This is a genomic window from Micromonospora sp. NPDC005324 (genome assembly GCF_040607155.1).
Classification (GTDB): Bacteria; Actinomycetota; Actinomycetes; order Mycobacteriales; family Micromonosporaceae; genus Micromonospora; species Micromonospora trifolii.
Genome location: NZ_JBEXGE010000010.1, coordinates 122,910 through 139,411, shown reverse-complemented (window position 1 = coordinate 139,411; position 16,502 = coordinate 122,910). Strand labels below are relative to the sequence as shown.

The 16,502-nt window shown below is 71.4% G+C and carries 15 protein-coding genes; 4 read left to right on the top strand and 11 right to left on the bottom strand.

What is annotated here, in order from left to right; all coding sequences use genetic code 11:
- Positions 1-242: 242 nt before the first annotated feature.
- Positions 243-1,307, top strand: coding sequence for a helix-turn-helix domain-containing protein (locus ABZS40_RS13500; RefSeq protein ID WP_354943567.1), 1,065 nt, complete (start codon positions 243-245; stop codon positions 1,305-1,307).
- A 36-nt stretch (positions 1,308-1,343) separates the two neighbouring features.
- On the opposite strand, the gene ABZS40_RS13495 is transcribed toward ABZS40_RS13500, so the two are convergent.
- The 8 genes from ABZS40_RS13495 to pgsA form a co-directional block, all read right to left on the bottom strand.
- On the bottom strand, positions 1,344-1,958 hold the full coding sequence (locus tag ABZS40_RS13495; RefSeq protein WP_354943566.1) for a DUF402 domain-containing protein: 615 nt from the start codon (positions 1,956-1,958) through the stop codon (positions 1,344-1,346).
- Between the two features lie 147 nt (positions 1,959-2,105).
- A complete protein-coding gene (locus tag ABZS40_RS13490; RefSeq protein WP_112583375.1) occupies positions 2,106-2,858 on the bottom strand; it encodes a YebC/PmpR family DNA-binding transcriptional regulator in 753 nt (250 codons plus the stop codon).
- Between the two features lie 283 nt (positions 2,859-3,141).
- Positions 3,142-3,747 carry a pyridoxal 5'-phosphate synthase glutaminase subunit PdxT gene (pdxT, locus tag ABZS40_RS13485; RefSeq protein WP_354943565.1) on the bottom strand — a complete coding sequence of 202 codons (606 nt, stop codon included), beginning with the start codon at positions 3,745-3,747 and terminating at the stop codon, positions 3,142-3,144.
- Between the two features lie 224 nt (positions 3,748-3,971).
- The gene (pdxS, locus tag ABZS40_RS13480) at positions 3,972-4,889 is read right to left on the bottom strand and encodes a pyridoxal 5'-phosphate synthase lyase subunit PdxS (protein ID WP_354943564.1); all 918 of its coding nucleotides are present in this window, start codon (positions 4,887-4,889) and stop codon (positions 3,972-3,974) included.
- Between the two features lie 147 nt (positions 4,890-5,036).
- Entirely contained in the window at positions 5,037-5,540 is a 504-nt protein-coding gene (locus ABZS40_RS13475) for a hypothetical protein (protein WP_354943563.1), read from the bottom strand.
- An 81-nt stretch (positions 5,541-5,621) separates the two neighbouring features.
- Positions 5,622-6,782 carry a glycosyltransferase family 4 protein gene (locus ABZS40_RS13470; protein ID WP_354943562.1) on the bottom strand — a complete coding sequence of 387 codons (1,161 nt, stop codon included), beginning with the start codon at positions 6,780-6,782 and terminating at the stop codon, positions 5,622-5,624.
- Positions 6,783-6,798: 16 nt separating this feature from the next.
- Positions 6,799-7,731, bottom strand: coding sequence for a phosphatidylinositol mannoside acyltransferase (locus tag ABZS40_RS13465; RefSeq protein ID WP_354943561.1), 933 nt, complete (start codon positions 7,729-7,731; stop codon positions 6,799-6,801).
- Positions 7,732-7,777: 46 nt separating this feature from the next.
- Positions 7,778-8,407 (bottom strand): phosphatidylinositol phosphate synthase, encoded by a 630-nt coding sequence (gene pgsA, locus ABZS40_RS13460; protein WP_354943560.1) that lies wholly within the window; start codon positions 8,405-8,407, stop codon positions 7,778-7,780.
- Positions 8,408-8,656: 249 nt separating this feature from the next.
- Here pgsA and ABZS40_RS13455 point away from each other — a divergent pair, with 249 nt between their 5' ends.
- Positions 8,657-10,813 (top strand): elongation factor G-like protein EF-G2, encoded by a 2,157-nt coding sequence (locus ABZS40_RS13455; RefSeq protein WP_354943559.1) that lies wholly within the window; start codon positions 8,657-8,659, stop codon positions 10,811-10,813.
- A 455-nt stretch (positions 10,814-11,268) separates the two neighbouring features.
- Here the strand turns inward: ABZS40_RS13455 and ABZS40_RS13450 are convergent, their stop codons facing one another.
- Positions 11,269-12,327 carry an aldo/keto reductase gene (locus tag ABZS40_RS13450; RefSeq protein WP_354943558.1) on the bottom strand — a complete coding sequence of 353 codons (1,059 nt, stop codon included), beginning with the start codon at positions 12,325-12,327 and terminating at the stop codon, positions 11,269-11,271.
- Between the two features lie 86 nt (positions 12,328-12,413).
- On the opposite strand from ABZS40_RS13450, the gene ABZS40_RS13445 reads away from it, so the two are divergent.
- Positions 12,414-12,908, top strand: coding sequence for a hypothetical protein (locus tag ABZS40_RS13445; protein WP_354943557.1), 495 nt, complete (start codon positions 12,414-12,416; stop codon positions 12,906-12,908).
- Positions 12,909-12,953: 45 nt separating this feature from the next.
- Here ABZS40_RS13445 and ABZS40_RS13440 read toward each other — a convergent pair whose 3' ends face one another.
- Positions 12,954-13,466, bottom strand: coding sequence for an HIT domain-containing protein (locus ABZS40_RS13440; RefSeq protein WP_354943638.1), 513 nt, complete (start codon positions 13,464-13,466; stop codon positions 12,954-12,956).
- 177 nt (positions 13,467-13,643) lie between these two features.
- Here ABZS40_RS13440 and ABZS40_RS13435 point away from each other — a divergent pair, with 177 nt between their 5' ends.
- Positions 13,644-14,372, top strand: coding sequence for a D-Ala-D-Ala carboxypeptidase family metallohydrolase (locus tag ABZS40_RS13435; protein ID WP_354943556.1), 729 nt, complete (start codon positions 13,644-13,646; stop codon positions 14,370-14,372).
- A 47-nt stretch (positions 14,373-14,419) separates the two neighbouring features.
- Here the strand turns inward: ABZS40_RS13435 and thrS are convergent, their stop codons facing one another.
- Complete coding sequence (gene thrS / locus ABZS40_RS13430; RefSeq protein WP_354943555.1) at positions 14,420-16,429, bottom strand: threonine--tRNA ligase; 2,010 nt, start codon at positions 16,427-16,429, stop codon at positions 14,420-14,422.
- Between the last annotated feature and the right edge of the window lie 73 nt (positions 16,430-16,502).

The window sequence follows — 16,502 nt, the reverse complement described above, 5'->3', positions numbered from 1 at the left end:
CTGGTCGGGCCTGGACCGGTGCCGGCACGAGCCCGTCGGCCGTACCCCGGTCAACGGCGCGACCATCGAGCATCGACGCTAGATAAGCCGGCGGACGAGGACAATGGCCTGGTCGCCGGGGAGCGTTGTCCGCGCAGCTCACGGCGGCATGTCCGGATCCTGTCCGGATCCTGTCCGACCATCTCGGACAGTCACTGGGACCCGATTTGCCCCCGCGTCGGCGGTGTCTGGAGAATCGTGCGATGACCACGGGGGAGCTACGCCCGGACGACGCGTCCGACCCGGCCGAGTTCGTCGAGATGCTGCGCCAGCTCAAGGACCGGTCAGGGCTGACCTACCGGCAGCTGGAGCAGCGCGCCGCTTCGACGGGTGACGTGCTGGCCCGTAGCACAGCGGCCGACATCCTGCGTCGGTCCACACTGCCGCGACCCGAGGTGGTGGCGGCGTTCGTTCGGGCCTGCGGCGCCGAGGACCAGGTCGAGACGTGGCTACGGGCGCGACACCATCTCGCCGTGAACGCGTACGCGCCGAGGTCGCCCGCGTCGGACCAGCCGAGCGACGGCAGCACAGCGGACCGTTCGCCTGCCGACGCGGCACCGGCCGTGGTGCAACGCCCGGGGCGGGCGTGGTGGTTCGCACGGCGCACACCGCTGACGATTCTCGCTGTCGTGGTGCTGCTGGCAGTGGTCGGCGTGGTCGCCTGGATTCAACGACCCGACGACACACAGCAGACGGGTCAGCGCGGCGGCCCGACCCCGGGGGTTTCCGACGTCCCCTCGGCGAACAGCGCCAGCCCGGACGACGAGGCCAGCCCCGAGGCCGACGCCAGCCGGACGATCGCGCCGGACGCGCGCCTGAGCCGGATCCACCCCGTCCGCAGCCCGCAGCTGTGCCTCAGCGAGGGGCGCGACCGCACCGGGCAGTACCGGAGCGAGGTGTTGGTCCAGCGTCCCTGCGTGGACGCCACCCCGCCGGACACCTACCTGGAGCCGGCGGCCGACGGGCTGTACTTCATCAAGTGGAACCACCCGGCGCACGGGCCGGGCTGCCTCACCGTCCGCGCCGAGGATCCCGGTCGGAACATGCTCGAACCCTGGCAGAAATGCAGCGACACCAACTCGTCGCAGCTGTTCCGCTTCGAGCCGACCGCATCCGCGCCGACCTCGTACCGCATCAGGCCGAGCGGCACGAATCTGTGCGTCGGGCTCCGCGACGACGACACCGAGGTGTCGGCCGAGGCGCTGGTCGAGCGGTGCACCAACGGCGCGGACCAGGCGTTCCTGGTCGATCCCCGACCGGAAGGCTGACGGGCCGGGCCGAGCGGCCGGGTGGAGCGCCGCCGGTCACCGCGCGGTCGGCACCTGATCCCAGCCGGCGGGCAGCGGGGGCACCGTCCAGGCGGGGTCGGGCTGCCAGGCGGCCCACGCCCGGTCCCACCAGCGCTCACCCCCGTCGAGCAGGGCGGCGATCCGGTCACCCTCGGCCTGGATGGCGTCCGCCATGCCCGGGTAGCGCCCCTCGACGAGGCGCTGGGCGAACATCTCCACGTCCTTCCAGACGTACCGGTCGGCGTCCGCCGCCCACCACAGGTCCAGTTCGTGGTCCAGGGTGTCCACCCCGATCGGCGTACGCCGGACCGGGTCCTGGAGGTTGAAGTACCAGCCGGCGAAGTCGCGCGCCGGCCCGGCCCAGAACACGTCGATCGAGTGCGCCTCACCGGGGCGTTGCAGCATCAGCTTGCCGTGCCCGGACCAGGAGCGGTGTCCGGCGGCCTCCCACGGGTGCCGTCCGCAGGGGAAGACGCCGGTGTCCGGGAAGCCGAACTCGGCCCCCGGTGGGAGGTAGAGCGCGAGCAGGTCGGGCGAATCCTCGACGCAGATCGTCGGGCAGCCGAACCAGACCTCACCCCGCAGCACCTCACGCCGCACCACAGTGTCGCCAGGCGCGAACCGCTCCATTACCGCAACACCTCCTCGCTCAACGCCACCCCACCCCCAACCCAGCCGCGACCTTGCAGTTTCGGGTGACGATATGCCGTGAGTGGACCGGTCTGTCGGGTCAGAAAGTGCAAGATCGCGGCGGGGTGGGGCGGGGGTGTGGCGGGGTCAGGCGTCGACCGCCGCCATCACGTCGTCGCTGACGTCGAAGTTGGCGTAGACGTTCTGCACGTCGTCGCAGTCCTCCAGGACGTCGATCAGCTTGAAGATCTTGCGTGCGCCCTCTTCGTCCAGCGGCACGTTGACGCTGGGGATCAGTGAGGACTCGGCCGACTCGTACTCGATGCCGGCGTCCTGCAACGCCGTGCGCACCGGGATCAGGTCGGTCGGCTCGGAGACCACCTCGTACGCCTCGCCGAGGTCGTTGACCTCTTCGGCGCCGGCGTCGAGGACGGCCAGCATCACGTCGTCCTCGCTGGTGCCCTCCTTGGGGACGATCACCACGCCCTTGCGGGAGAACATGTACGACACCGAGCCGGCGTCGGCGAGCGAGCCGCCGTTGCGGGTCAGCGCGGTCCGTACCTCGGTCGCCGCGCGGTTGCGGTTGTCGGTGAGGCACTCGATGAGCATGGCCACGCCGCTCGGGCCGTACCCCTCATACATGATCGTCTGCCAGTCGGCGCCGCCAGCCTCCAGGCCGGAGCCGCGCTTGACGGCGCGATCGATGTTGTCGTTCGGCACCGAACTCTTCTTCGCCTTCTGAATCGCGTCGAAGAGCGTCGGATTGCCGGTCGGGTCACCGCCGCCGATCCGCGCGGCCACCTCGACATTCTTGATCAGCTTGGCGAACATCTTGCCGCGCTTGGCGTCGATGACGGCCTTCTTGTGCTTGGTCGTCGCCCACTTTGAGTGGCCGGACATCTTCTACCTCCGTTGCTACCCGCCGTCTGCATCGACCGCACCGCTCACGCCCCGCTCCCGCCGGCGCACGCGGAGGTGCCGGTCAGCTCTGGTGGAAGCCGTGGCGGGCAGATGGCCCTGCCGAATCTCCGCAATCCTACCGACGTCCCCCGGGTCCCTGTCATGCACCGCGCGCGGCACTACCGCCCGGCCCCCATCGACCAGGGCAGACGGGACAAAAACCCCTGGACGACGTCACGACCGCGGCGAGCATCATGGACAGCCCGGCGCGGTCGCCCGCCGTTCAGCGGACGGCGCGGACCAGGTCCACGAAGTACGCGTGCACCCGCAGGTCACCGGTGAGCTCCGGGTGGAACGAGGTGGCCACCAGATTGCCCTGTCGGACCGCCACGATCCGGTCGGCGGCGGGGCCGTCGGACACCACCCCGATGACCTGCACGCCGGCACCGACCCGCTCGACCCACGGCGCGCGGATGAACACCGCGTGGAACGGCTCGCCCGGCACCCCGGCCACTGTCACCGGCGCCTCGAACGAGTCGACCTGCCGGCCGAACGCGTTGCGCCGGACGGTCATGTCGATGCCGGAGAAGCCGCGCTGATCGGGTCGGCCATCGAGCACCTCGGTCGCCAACATGATCATTCCGGCGCAGGAGCCGTAGACCGGCATGCCGTCGGCGATCCGCTTGTCGATCGGCTCGCGCATCTCGAAGATGTCGGCGAGCTTGCTCATTGTGGTCGACTCGCCGCCCGGGATGACCAGGCCGTCGACCGCGTCCAGCTCCGCCGGACGGCGGACCGGGCGGGCGTCCGCGCCCGCCGCGGCCAGCGCCGCCACGTGCTCGCGGACGTCGCCCTGGAGCGCGAGCACACCGATCACGGGTGCCGTCATGTTCGCACCGTTCCCCTCCGCGTCACCCCGCCCGGAACGAGCGCTCACCAACCCGTCCTTCCCTCGCGACTGCGGGGCTCGCAAGAACGGCTCACTCCTCGCGCTCACCAACCCGTCCTTCCCTCGCGACTGCGGGGCTCGCAAGAACGGCTCACTCCTCGCGCTCACCAACCCGTCCTTTCCTCGCGACTGCGGGGCTCGCAAGAACGGCTCACTCCTCGCGCTCACCAACCGCGCTCGGCCAGGCGGTGCGGCTGCGGAATCTCGTCGACGTTGATGCCGACCATCGCCTCGCCGAGACCCCGGGAGACCTTGGCCAGCACGTCCGGGTCGTCGTGGAAGGTGGTCGCCTTGACGATCGCCGCGGCCCGCTGCGCCGGGTTGCCCGCCTTGAAGATGCCGGAACCGACGAAGACACCCTCCGCGCCTAGCTGCATCATCATCGCCGCGTCGGCCGGAGTGGCGATCCCGCCCGCGGTGAACAGCACCACCGGCAGCTTGCCGCTCTGGGCGACCTCCTTGACCAGCTCGTACGGGGCCTGCAGCTCCTTGGCCGCGACGTACAGCTCGTCGGTTGGCAGCGAGGCCAGCCGACGGATCTCCTGTCGGATCTTCCGCATGTGGGTGGTGGCGTTGGAGACGTCACCGGTGCCGGCCTCGCCCTTGGAGCGGATCATCGCCGCGCCCTCGGTGATCCGGCGCAGCGCCTCGCCCAGGTTGGTCGCGCCACAGACGAAGGGCACCGTGAACGCCCACTTGTCGATGTGGTTCGCGTAGTCGGCCGGGGTCAGCACCTCGGACTCGTCGACGTAGTCCACGCCGAGCGACTGAAGGATCTGCGCCTCCACGAAGTGGCCGATGCGGGCCTTGGCCATCACCGGGATGGAGACCGCCTCGATGATCCCGTCGATCATGTCGGGGTCGCTCATCCGGGACACCCCGCCCTGCGCGCGGATGTCGGCGGGCACCCGCTCCAGGGCCATCACCGCGACGGCACCGGCGTCCTCAGCGATCTTGGCCTGCTCGGCGTTGACGACGTCCATGATCACGCCGCCCTTGAGCATCTCGGCCATGCCACGCTTCACGCGGGCGGTGCCGACGACGGGGGCGGTACCGGTGTTCGAGGCGGTGTTTTCGGGCACGGGTCATCGCTCCTTGGACATGCTCTGGGGGTGGCAGCGAAAATGTTACGCGCGGTTCAACGCCGTACCGACAGCCAATCAGACCCCCGGTGGCCTGCTGTGTGGCAGTGGTCACCAGCCCGCCCCCGCCCGTCTGGGAGCAGAGGGTCAGGCGGCGGGGACGTCCGCCGGCACGACGAGGGTCGGGTCGTCGATGTCGAAGTAGCGCGGCCACTCCCGGCCCCGCCCCATCCGCAACAGGCGCACCAGCGGCCGGCTGCGCGCCGAGCGGGCGTCCCGGACCAGGTCGGTGTGCACCTGCCGGGACAACGCGAGCCGACGACTCGCGGCGATGACCGCCCCACAGTCCGGGTCGCCCGGATCCAACTGAACGGAACGCAGGTGCCGGGTGAGGTCGTTCTCCGCCGCCTCCCGCTCGTCCGGGCTGGCGTCCAGGGCGATCCGGGCCGCCGCGTACAGCTCGACGCCGAAACGCCGCTCAGCCAGGACCGCGGCTGCCGCCGCGCGGCGCAGCAGGTGGGCGTCGAGGGCCCGGGCCGCCAGCTCCGCGCGGCCCTGTAGCCGCTCGACCCGGCCGGCGGTCCAGATGAGGTACGCCGCGACCAGCCCCACGACCACGCTCGCGGCCACCACCCACCACATGTGCGGCATCGTAGTGCTGCTCCGTTTCGTCCGATTGGGCGCGGCCGGACCGGTCCCGCCGGTCACCACCGCACCATCCGTCACACCGGCTCAGCTCAGCCCCACCCATTCCTGGTCGATGACCCGCCCGTCGGTTGCCTCGATCGCCGCTGCGTATACCTCCAGAACGCGGCGAGCAACCACCGGCCAGTCGAAATTCGCGACCACCTGATCGCCGCAGGCACTCAGGGTGGCCCGCGCGGCCGGGTCGTCCAGCAGCTCGCCCAGCACGTCACGCAGCCCCACCGGGTCGCCCGTCGGGAAGAGCCGACCGGCCCGCCCACCGTCGAGCACCCGCCGGAACGCGTCCAGGTCACTGGCGACGACAGTCGTACCGGCCGCCATCGCCTCGGTGAGGATCATGCCGAACGACTCACCGCCGGTGTTCGGTGCGACGTAGAGGTGGACACTGCGCAGCATGCGCGCCTTGTCCGCTTCGCTGACCAGGCCGAGGAACGTGATCCGCTCGTGCAGCTCGGCCGGGAACTGGTCGTACAGGGCGTCGGGGTCACCCGGGCCGGCGACGAGCAACCGCAGACCGGGCCGGGTGGCGGCCAGCGCCACGAACGCGTCGCGCAGGACCGGGAAGCCCTTGCGTGCCTCGGTGAACCGGCCCAGGAAGCCGAGCGTGCCACCGGTGCCGGCCGCGCACTCCCCCGGCCAGCCCGGCAACGGCTCGGCGTCGGCGAACTTGGCCACGGCCACCCCGTTGGGGATCTCCACAGCACCGCCGTCCATGTGCTCGACCTGCACCTTGCGGGCCAGCGCGCTCACCGCTATCCGGGCCGTGATCCGCTCCAACACGATCTGGAGCACACCCTGCGCGGCGGCGAGGACCCGCGAACGGGTCATCGCGGTGTGGAACGTGGCCACCACCGGGCCACGGGCGGAGAGCACCGCCAGCAGCGACAGACTCAGCGTGAGCGGCTCGTGCACGTGCAGCACGTCGAAGTCACCGTTGGTGATCCACCGCCGTACCCGGGCGGTCGACACCGGGCCGAACGCGATCCGGGCCACCGACCCGTTGTACGGCAGCGGAACGGCCCGGCCGGCGGACACCACGTACTCCGGCAGCGGCGAATCCTCGTCGGCCGGCGCGAGCACACTGACCTCGTGGCCCAGCGTGATCAGCGCCTCGGCGAGGTCCATGACGTGGTTCTGCACCCCACCGGGCACGTCGAAGGAGTACGGGCACACGATGCCGATCCGCATCCGTCAGCCCACCTCCTCAGGCCTGGCCGGAGGCCGACGAGGGCAGCGCCGCGCCCTCCCCCGACCTCGCCTGGTCCAGCCACATCCGCTGCAACATGTGCCAGTCTTCCGGATGCTGGGCGATACCCGCCGCCAGACGGTCGGCGATCAGCTGGGTCAGCGACCGGACCCGCTGGTCCAGCGGCCCCACCTCGGGCCCCGGCACCGGCAACGGACCAGCCAGCGACGCGCAGGCGGCATCCGGTTCGTACCACAGCGAGGCCACGTAGAGCGGCGCACCGGTGTGCAACGCGAGCAACGCCGGCCCGGCGGGCATCCGCGTCTTCCCACCGAAGAAGTCCACCTCCACCCCCCGGGCGGAGAGGTCCCGGTCGGCCAGCAACGGCACCACCGCACCGGCCCGCAGGCGGTCCAGCAACACGTCGAACGCCGGACGCGACCCTCCGTGGGTCGGCAGGATCTCCATCCCCAGACTCGCCCGGAAGGCCAGGAAACGCTTGTACACGCCCTCCGGCTTGAGCCGCTCCATGACGGTGGTGATCGGCCAACCGGTGGCCGCCACCCAGGCGCCCGCCGCATCCCAGTTACCGGCGTGCGGCAGGGCCACCACCGCGCCCCGACCGGCGGCCACGTCGGCGGCGAGCAGCTCGGCGCCGTCGAGCCGGAAACCGGACAGGATCTGCGACCGGCTCAGGGCTGGCAGGCGGAACGCCTCCATCCAGTACCGGGCGTACGAGCGCAACCCGCGCTTGACGAGATCGTCCAACTCGGCGTCGGGCAGCTCCGGGCCGACGACCCGGCGCAGGTTCGCGCGCAGTCGGGCCGTACCCCCGCCGCCGGCGCGGTGGGCGCGGTCCGCGCCCACCTGGAACGCCGCCGCCACCAACGGCCGGGGTAGCGCGCGGACCACCCGCCACCCGGCGATGTAGCCCAGCTCGGTGAGGTTCACGCGACTCGGCCGCCGGTCGTCCGACGCCGGGTCGCCGGCACCCCACTCACGCCTGGCCGTCCGGCTGGAGCTGCTGGGCCTGGCGGTAGACGTGCGTCATCCGCTGCCCCACCGTGAAGATCGACACGGCGGCGAGCAGCCACAGCGCGATCTCCAGGGCCGGATCGACACCGACACCGGTGAGGATCCCGCCGACCCCGACGATGAGCAGTCGCTCGGTGCGTTCGGCGATGCCCACGTTGCAGGTCATGCCGAGCCCCTCGGCGCGGGCCTTGACGTAGGAGACGAGGCCTCCGACGGCCAGGCAGACCAACGCGGCGGCCACCCCGGAGTGGTCGCCCTGCGTGGCCAGCCAGTACGCGACCGCGCCGAAGACGGCGCTGTCGGCGACCCGGTCCATGCTTGAGTCGAGGAACGCGCCGAACCTGGTGGAGCCGCCGCTCATCCGGGCCATCGTCCCGTCGAGCAGGTCGGTGAGCGCGAACAGAGTGACAATCAACGCGCCCGCGACCAGATGGCCGCGGGCACCGAAGCCGAGCGCGCCGACGAGCACACCAACGGTGCCCGCGACGGTGACGGCATTGGGGGTGACGCCCGCGCGCAGCAGGGCGCGGGCAATCGGCTCGACGACGCGGGTCATCCCCGCGCGGGCCGACACTTGGAAGATCTTCGCCATGGCGGTCCCCACGATAACGGTCCGCCCAGCTCCGGCGATACGGACGGTACCGCCGACCCGCCCGGGGGAGGCTTGTGCCTACCCGGCAACGGGTGTGAGATCGAGCCGGGAGGTGAGCCAGCTCACCCGTCCGCCCGTCCCGTTCCCGCTGTGCAGCAGACCACCGGAGGATATCGCCGCGCACTCGCCCCGGGCCGCTTTCCGTCGCGCGGCGGTCGCCACCACCACCGGCTGAGGGAGGTGCGCCCCATGGCGCAGAAGAGTCACGAGAAGGGTTCCACCGGCGGCACGCCGGTGGTCACCGAGCCCGAGCGGGTTCGCAACGTGGTGCTCGTCGGGCACTCCGGGGCGGGCAAGACCACACTGGTCGAGGCCCTGCTCGCGGCGACCGGCACGATCGGCCGCGCCGGCACCGTGGCCGACGGCACCACTGTCGGCGACCACGACCCCGCCGCCGTGCGCCAGCAGCGCTCGGTCAGCCTGTCGTGCGCGCCGCTGCTGCACAACGGCATCAAGGTCAACCTGCTGGACACTCCCGGGTACGCCGACTTCGTCGGAGAGCTGCGCGCCGGGCTGCGGGCCGCCGACGCCGCGCTCTTCGTGGTGTCCACCGCGGGCGGCATGGACGCGGCCACCGTGGCGCTCTGGGAGGAGTGCGCCGCTGTCGACATGCCCCGCGCGGTCGCGGTGGCCCGACTGGACCAGCCCCGCGCCGACGTCGACGAGACGGTGGCGCTCTGCCAGCGCCTCTTCGGTGACAACGTGATGCCCCTCTACCTGCCGATGCTCGGCGACGACGGGGTGTCCACCGAGGGTCTGCTCGGCCTGATCACCCGTCGGGTCTTCGACTACAGCGCCGGGCTGCCCGCCGACGTCCGCAACCCGGACCCGGAGCACCAGCGGGCCATCGACGAGTCCCGCGACGAGCTGATCGAGGGGATCATCGCCGAGAGCGAGGACGAGACCCTCATGGACCGCTACCTCGACGGCGAGGAGATCGGCGACGAGGTGCTCATCGACGACCTGGAGAAGGCTGTCGCCCGCGGCCACTTCTACCCGGTGGTGCCGGTCTGCGCCCAGACCGGTGTCGGGCTGGACGTGCTGCTGGAGGTCCTGACCGCCGCGTTCCCGTCGCCGCTGGAGCACGAGCTGCCGGCGGTGACCGGCGTGGACGGCTCGCCGCGTCCGCCGCTGAGCTGCGACCCGGCCGGGCCGCTGGTCGCCGAGGTCGTCAAGACCACCGTCGACCGCCACGTCGGTCGGGTCTCGCTGGTCCGGGTCTTCTCCGGCACGCTGCGCCCCGAGGCGACCGTGCACGTCTCCGGGCACGGCATGGTCGAACGTGGGCACCCCGACCACGACGCCGACGAGCGGGTCGGGCACATCTACACCCCGCTGGGCGCAACCCTGCGGGAGGTGTCGCTCTGCGTCGCCGGCGACATCTGCGCGATCACCAAGTCGGGCAGCGCCGAGACCGGTGACACCATCTCGACCACTGACGACCCGCTGCTGGTCGCCCCCTGGGAGATGCCGGAGCCGCTGCTGCCGGTGGCGATCGCCGCCCGCAGCCGCGCCGACGAGGACGCCCTGGCCCGTAACCTCGCCCGCCTGGTCGCCGGCGACCCCACGCTGCGGCTGGAGCGCAACCCGGAGACCCACCAGCTGGTGCTCTGGTGCATGGGCGAGGCACACGCCGACGTCGTGCTGGACCGGCTACGCGCCGGCGGCGTCGAGCTGGACACCGAGCCGGTCACGGTGTCGCTGCGCGAGACGCTGACAGTGCCCGCGAAGGGGCACGGCCGCCACGTCAAGCAGTCCGGCGGCCACGGCCAGTACGCGGTCTGCGACATCGAGGTCGAGCCGCTGCCCCGAGGCAGTGGCTTCGAGTTCGTCGACCGGGTGGTCGGCGGCGCGGTGCCGCACAACTACATCCCGTCAGTGGAGAAGGGCGTCCGCGCCCAACTGGAGCGCGGGCTGGTCGCCGGGCACCCAGTGGTGGACCTGCGGGTGACACTGGTCGACGGCAAGTCGCACAGCGTCGACTCCTCCGACGCGGCCTTCCAGACCGCCGGCGCGCTGGCGCTGCGCGACGCCGCCGAGCGTGGCCAGCCGGCCCTGCTGGAGCCGATCGACGAGGTCACCATCCGGGTCCCGGACGGCTCGGTGGGCACGGTGATGGGCGACCTGTCCGGCCGACGCGGCCGGGTGCTCGGCACCGAACCGGACCCGGACACCGAGGGCCGCACCCTCGTCCGCGCCGAAGTGCCGGCCACCGAACTGCTTCGGTACGCCGTCGAGCTGCGCTCGATGACGGCCGGCACCGGCACCTTCCGCCGTCACTTCGTCCGCCACGACCCCATGCCCGCCCACCTGGCCGACCAGACCCGCAAGGAACAAACCCCGTAACCGCACGCCGCGCCCCGCTCAACGTCCCGGGCCCCGGGCCTGCGCCCCGAGCCCGGTGACTGCTTCACGTCCTTTGCTCTGCTTCAACGGGCGCAACAGCAGCAGCGTCATGCTGTTGCGCCCGTTGAAGCAGAGCAAAGGACGCCCAACTGCGCCGCCAGTCCGAGTCCCCAGCACACGTGGTCGACGACGCCCAGCCCGGCGATCTTGCACTTGCTGTCGTCGTTTTGCCGCTATTTGCGCCGCAAGTCCCGGCAGTAAGTGCAAGATCGGCGAGGGTGAGGGTGACTCGCGGTCGATCATGGAGTTGCGGTGGGCAGAAGGTCAAGCTATGACCGATTTGTGGAGCACCACAACTCCATGATCGACCGGACAGATCGGCGCGCGACGCGGCGCGGCGGGGCGCCAGCGGGGGACGACGCGAGCGCGGAGCCGCGCGGGGATGGGGGGTTTGGTCAGGGGTGGACTGTGGGGTGGGCGGGGCGGGGCCAGTGGGGACGGTCGGCGTCGCGTAGGGCCGCGGTGCGGACGGCGGCGAGCTGACGCTCCACCTCGACGAACTGGTCCGCCGGCAGTGGGCCCCGGTGCAGCGCTGCGGCGTTCTCCTCAACCTGGGCGACAGTACGGCAGCCCGGGATCGGGATGGTGCGACCGCTGCGCGCCCAGATCCAGCCCAACGCGCCCTGGGCGAGTGTGCGCCCGTCGGCGGTGAGCGCGGAACGGACCGCCCCGACCCGGCGCAGCCACTCCGGTGCCGGCCGGCCACCCCGGAACCACTCCAACCAGCCCGGAGCGAGCCCGCGTACGTCGTCGCGGGGCAGCGTCGACGCGGCCGTGTACTTGCCGGTGAGCAGTCCCATCCCGAGTGGACCCCGATTGACGCTGGCCAGGTCGTACTTGTCGCAGACGGCGAGCAGCTCGGGGGCGTCGCGCAGCACCGACAGGCTGTGTTGCACGGCGGTGGCACCGGCGGCGGCGTGCCCGAACGCGGCGGCCCGGTCGGGGCGGTCGGTGCTCCACCCGTACGCGCGGATCAGGCCCTCGGCCACCAGGTCCTCGCAGGTCCCGATCAGCGCCTGCGCCCTCGGCACCGACAGGTCGGCCAGGTGCAGCTGATAGAGGTCGATCCGGTCGGTGTGCAACCGGCGCAGCGAGGCGGCCACGGCACCGCGCAGGTACGCGGGCGACGCGTCCTCGCCGGTGGCCTGCCGGCCGGCCTCGTCGAAGGTGTAACCCCACTTGGTGGCGATCACGGCGTCGTCGCGGCGACCGGCGAGCGCGCGACCGAGGACCCGCTCACCGTGCCCGGCCCCGTACGTGTCGGCGGTGTCGAAGAGGGTGATGCCCAGATCGAGCGCCCGGCGTACCGCCCGCACCGACTCGTCGTCGTCGACAGCGCCCCAGCCCAGCGGTTGGGTGCCCTCCGACCAGGGCCCGCCGATCGCCCAGCACCCCATGCCGAGGGCGCTGACCTCGATGCCGCTGCGCCCCAACAACCGTGTCGTGACTGCCATCGGCCGATCGTGCCACCTTCGGCGGGCCGGGGCGTAGCAGATCCGCGGGCGGACACGCGAGGGCACGGAGACGGTCACGGTGCGGCATGATCAACGCCATGCGACGGCTCGGGGTGGACATCGGCGGAGTGATCATCGAGCCGGCCGACGACGACGCGGACACTTCGTTCTTCGGCGCGCACTACCTGCGTACGCCGGCCGTCGTCGGGGTGTTCGACGCGCTGGCTGCGCTCGGTCCGGCGTTCGACGAGGTGCACCTGGTGTCCAAGTGCGGGGAGGCCACCGAGCGGCGTACCCGGGAGTGGCTGGCCCACCACGACTTTCCGGCGCGTACCGGCGTCCCGGTCGAGCGGGTGCACTTCTGCCGCACCCGAGCGGACAAGGCGCCGATCGCCAGACGCCTCGGCCTGACCCACTTCGTGGACGACAAGCTGGAGGTGCTCGGCTATCTCGACTCGGTGCCGCACCGCTTCCTGTTCCGGCCCCGCAAGGCCGAGGTCGCCGCACACGCCGCGCTGCTGCCCCGCGTACACCGTGTGGAGAGCTGGTCGGAGCTGACCCCGCTGTTGCGCGCCGACTAGCCGGACCGGCGAAAAGGCCGCGCGGCCGGCGCGGGCCGGCGGCGGTCAGGACGGCCAGGCGCGGGCGAGCAGGTCGCGGGTGTCGCCGAGCAGCTGCGGCAGGACCTTGGTGCGGCCGATCACCGGCATGAAGTTCGCGTCGCCACCCCACCGCGGCACCACGTGCTGGTGCAGGTGTGCGGCGATGCCGGCGCCGGCCACCCCGCCCTGGTTCATGCCCAGGTTGAAGCCGTGGGCGTTGCTGACCTTGCGGATCACCCGCATGGCGGCCTGGGTGTACGACGCCAGCTCGGTGGTCTCCGGCACGTCCAGGTCGGTGTAGTCGGCCACGTGCCGGTAGGGGCAGACCAGCAGGTGCCCCGGGTTGTAAGGGTAGAGGTTGAGCACCACGAAGACGTGCTCGCCCCGGGCCACCACCAGGCTCTCCTCCGGTGGCAGCTTCGGCCCCCGACAGAAGGGGCAGCCGGTCGGCTTCTCGTAGCCCTCGGCCGGGCGGTCCTCGCCGGAGATGTAGGTCATCCGGTGCGGCGTCCAGAGCCGCTCCAGGCCGTCCGCCATGCCGTCACTGTCCGTGTGCCGTTCCGCCCCTGTCACGAGCCGATCCTACGGAGCCTCACGGGCACGCCGCGACACCCGCCGTCGGGGAAACCCGGTGCTGCAAGTTCTTGACGAATCAAAGCGGAAGCCTGAAGCTTCCATGCATCCACGTACTTCCATGCATTGATGGAGGTTTACATGTTCCGACGGCTCGGCAGGTTCCTCGCGGCACTGGCGTTGACAGCCGCCACCACAGTGGCCGGCGTCACCCTCACTGCCGGCGCGGCCCAGGCGGACGGCTGCTACACCTGGGGACGCGCCCTGTCCCAGGGGGCGTCCGGCGAGGACGTCCGGCAACTCCAGATCCGGGTCGCCGGCTACCCCGGCTACGGCGCGGTGCTCACCCTCGACGGCGCGTACGGCCCGGCCACCCGATCGGCGGTGATCCGCTTCCAGCAGGCGTACGGGCTGCCCGCGGACGGCATCGCCGGCCCACAGACGTTCAACCGGCTCTACGCCCTCCAGGACGACGACTGCACCCCGGCCAACTTCAGCTACCCCGAGCTGAACAAGTGCAACAGCGACTGGTCCGGCGGCGCGGTCTCGGCGAGCACCGCCCGGTTCAACGCGCTCGTCTCGATGTGGAAGCTCCAGGCCATGCGGCACGCCCTCGGCGACGTGTCCATCGCGATCAGCAGCAGCTTCCGCAGCTACGCCTGCAACAGCGCGGTCGGCGGAGCGTCGAACAGCCGACACCTGTACGGCGACGGGGTGGACCTGGTCGGCTCACCGTCGTTCTGCCGGCTGGCGCAGCAGGCCCGCAACCACGGCTTCGGGCAGATCCTCGGCCCCGGCTACCCCGACCACAACGACCACACCCACGTGGCGGCGGTCGGAGGCTGGTCAGCGCCGAACTGCGGCATCTGACAGCCCCGCGTGCCCGGCCGGCGCGGCCGGCCGGGCATGCGTCGCTACTACTCCGCGGCGGCCGAAGGGCCGATGTTGGTCCGGGAGCTGACCACGTCCAGCACGTGGGTCACCGCCTCGGCGATCGGTACCCCGTTGCGCTGGGAGCCGTCACGGTAGCGGAACGAGACCGTGCCGGCGGCCACGTCGTCGTCACCGGCGATCACCATGAACGGGATCTTCTGCTGCTGCGCCGTACGGATCTTCTTCTGCATCCGGTCGTCGCCCGCGTCCACCTGGGCCCGGATGCCCTCGGCGCGCAGCGCCGCGACGAAGCCGTGCAGGTAGTCGGTGTGGTCCTCGCGGATCGGGATGCCCACCACCTGCACCGGCGCCAGCCAGGCCGGGAACGCGCCCGCGTAGTGCTCGGTGAGCACCCCGAAGAACCGCTCGATGGACCCGAACAGCGCCCGGTGGATCATCACGGGCCGTTGGCGGGTGCCGTCGGCGGCCTGGTACTCCAACCCGAACCGCTCCGGCTGGTTGAAGTCGACCTGGATGGTGGACATCTGCCACGTCCGGCCGATCGCGTCCCGCGCCTGCACCGAGATCTTTGGCCCGTAGAACGCCGCGCCGCCCGGGTCGGGCACCAGGTCCAGACCGGAGGTCGCGGCGGCGGTCCGCAGCGCCTCGGTCGCCTCGGCCCAGTCCTCCTCGGCCCCGATGAACTTGGGCGAGTCGTCCCGGGTCGACAACTCCAGGTAGAAGTCGTCCAGGCCGTAGTCCCGCAGCAGGTCCAGCACGAAGCTGAGCAGCGCGGACAGCTCGCCGGCCATCTGCTCGCGGGTGCAGTAGATGTGCGAGTCGTCCTGGGTCAGGCCACGGACCCGGGTCAGGCCGTGCACGACGCCGGACTTCTCGTACCGGTAGACAGTGCCGAACTCGAACATCCGCAGCGGCAGCTCCCGGTACGACCGCCCGCGCCCACTGAAGATCAGGTTGTGCATCGGGCAGTTCATCGCCTTGAGGTAGTAGTCAGCACCCTCCAACTGCATGGGCGGGAACATGGTGTCCGCGTAGTACGGCAGGTGACCGGAGGTCTGGAACAGCTGCGCCTTGCTGATGTGCGGGGTGTTGACGAACTCGTACCCCGCCTCCTCGTGCCGCCGCCGCGAGTAGTGCTCCATCTCGCGGCGGATGATGCCGCCCTTGGGGTGGAAGACCGCCAGGCCGGAGCCGATCTCGTCGGGAAAGCTGAACAGGTCGAGGTCCGCGCCGAGCTTGCGGTGGTCGCGCCGGGCGGCCTCCTCCAACAGCTTGAGGTACGCCTTGAGCTCGTCACGGGTCGGCCACGCGGTGCCGTACACCCGCTGAAGTTGGGGGTTCTTCTCCGACCCCCGCCAGTACGCGGCGGCGGAGCGCATCAGCTTGAACGCGCCGATCAGTCGGGTGGTCGGCAGGTGCGGGCCCCGGCACAGGTCCGACCAGCAGACCTTGTCCTCCTTGGCGTCGAGGTTGTCGTAGATGGTCAGCTCGCCGCCGCCCACCTCCATCACCTCGTCGGTGTCCAGGCCCTCGCCCTTGACCTCGATCAACTCCAGCTTGAACGGCTCTTCGGCCAGCTCGGAGCGCGCCTCGTCCAGGCTGCCGAAGCGGCGGCGACGGAACCGCTGCCCGGACTTGATGATTTCCTGCATGCGCTTCTCGAGCTTGCTGAGGTCGTCGGGCTGGAACGGCTTGTCGACGTCGAAGTCGTAGTAGAAGCCGTTTTCGATGGGAGGGCCGATGCCCAGCTTGGCCTCGGGGAAGATGTCCTGCACGGCCTGGGCGAGGACGTGCGCGGTGGAGTGGCGCAGCACGGTGAGCCCGTCGGGCGAGTCCAGGCTGACCGGCTCGACGACCGTCTCCTCGGCCGGCGTCCAGTCCAGGTCGCGCAGCTGGCCCTGCGGGTCGCGAACCACGACGATCGCCTTGGGGCCGTTCGCGGGCAGTCCGGCCGCGGCCACCGCGTCGGCCGCCGTGGTCCCGGCGGCGACGACGACGGGGTCGGCCACGGCGGGGGTACGGGGTGCGGACACGGTGACTCCTCCAACTGGTACGAAATGGTGCCGATCCTCGGCTCCTGCCGATGCTAGCGGTCGCCCCGCCCCC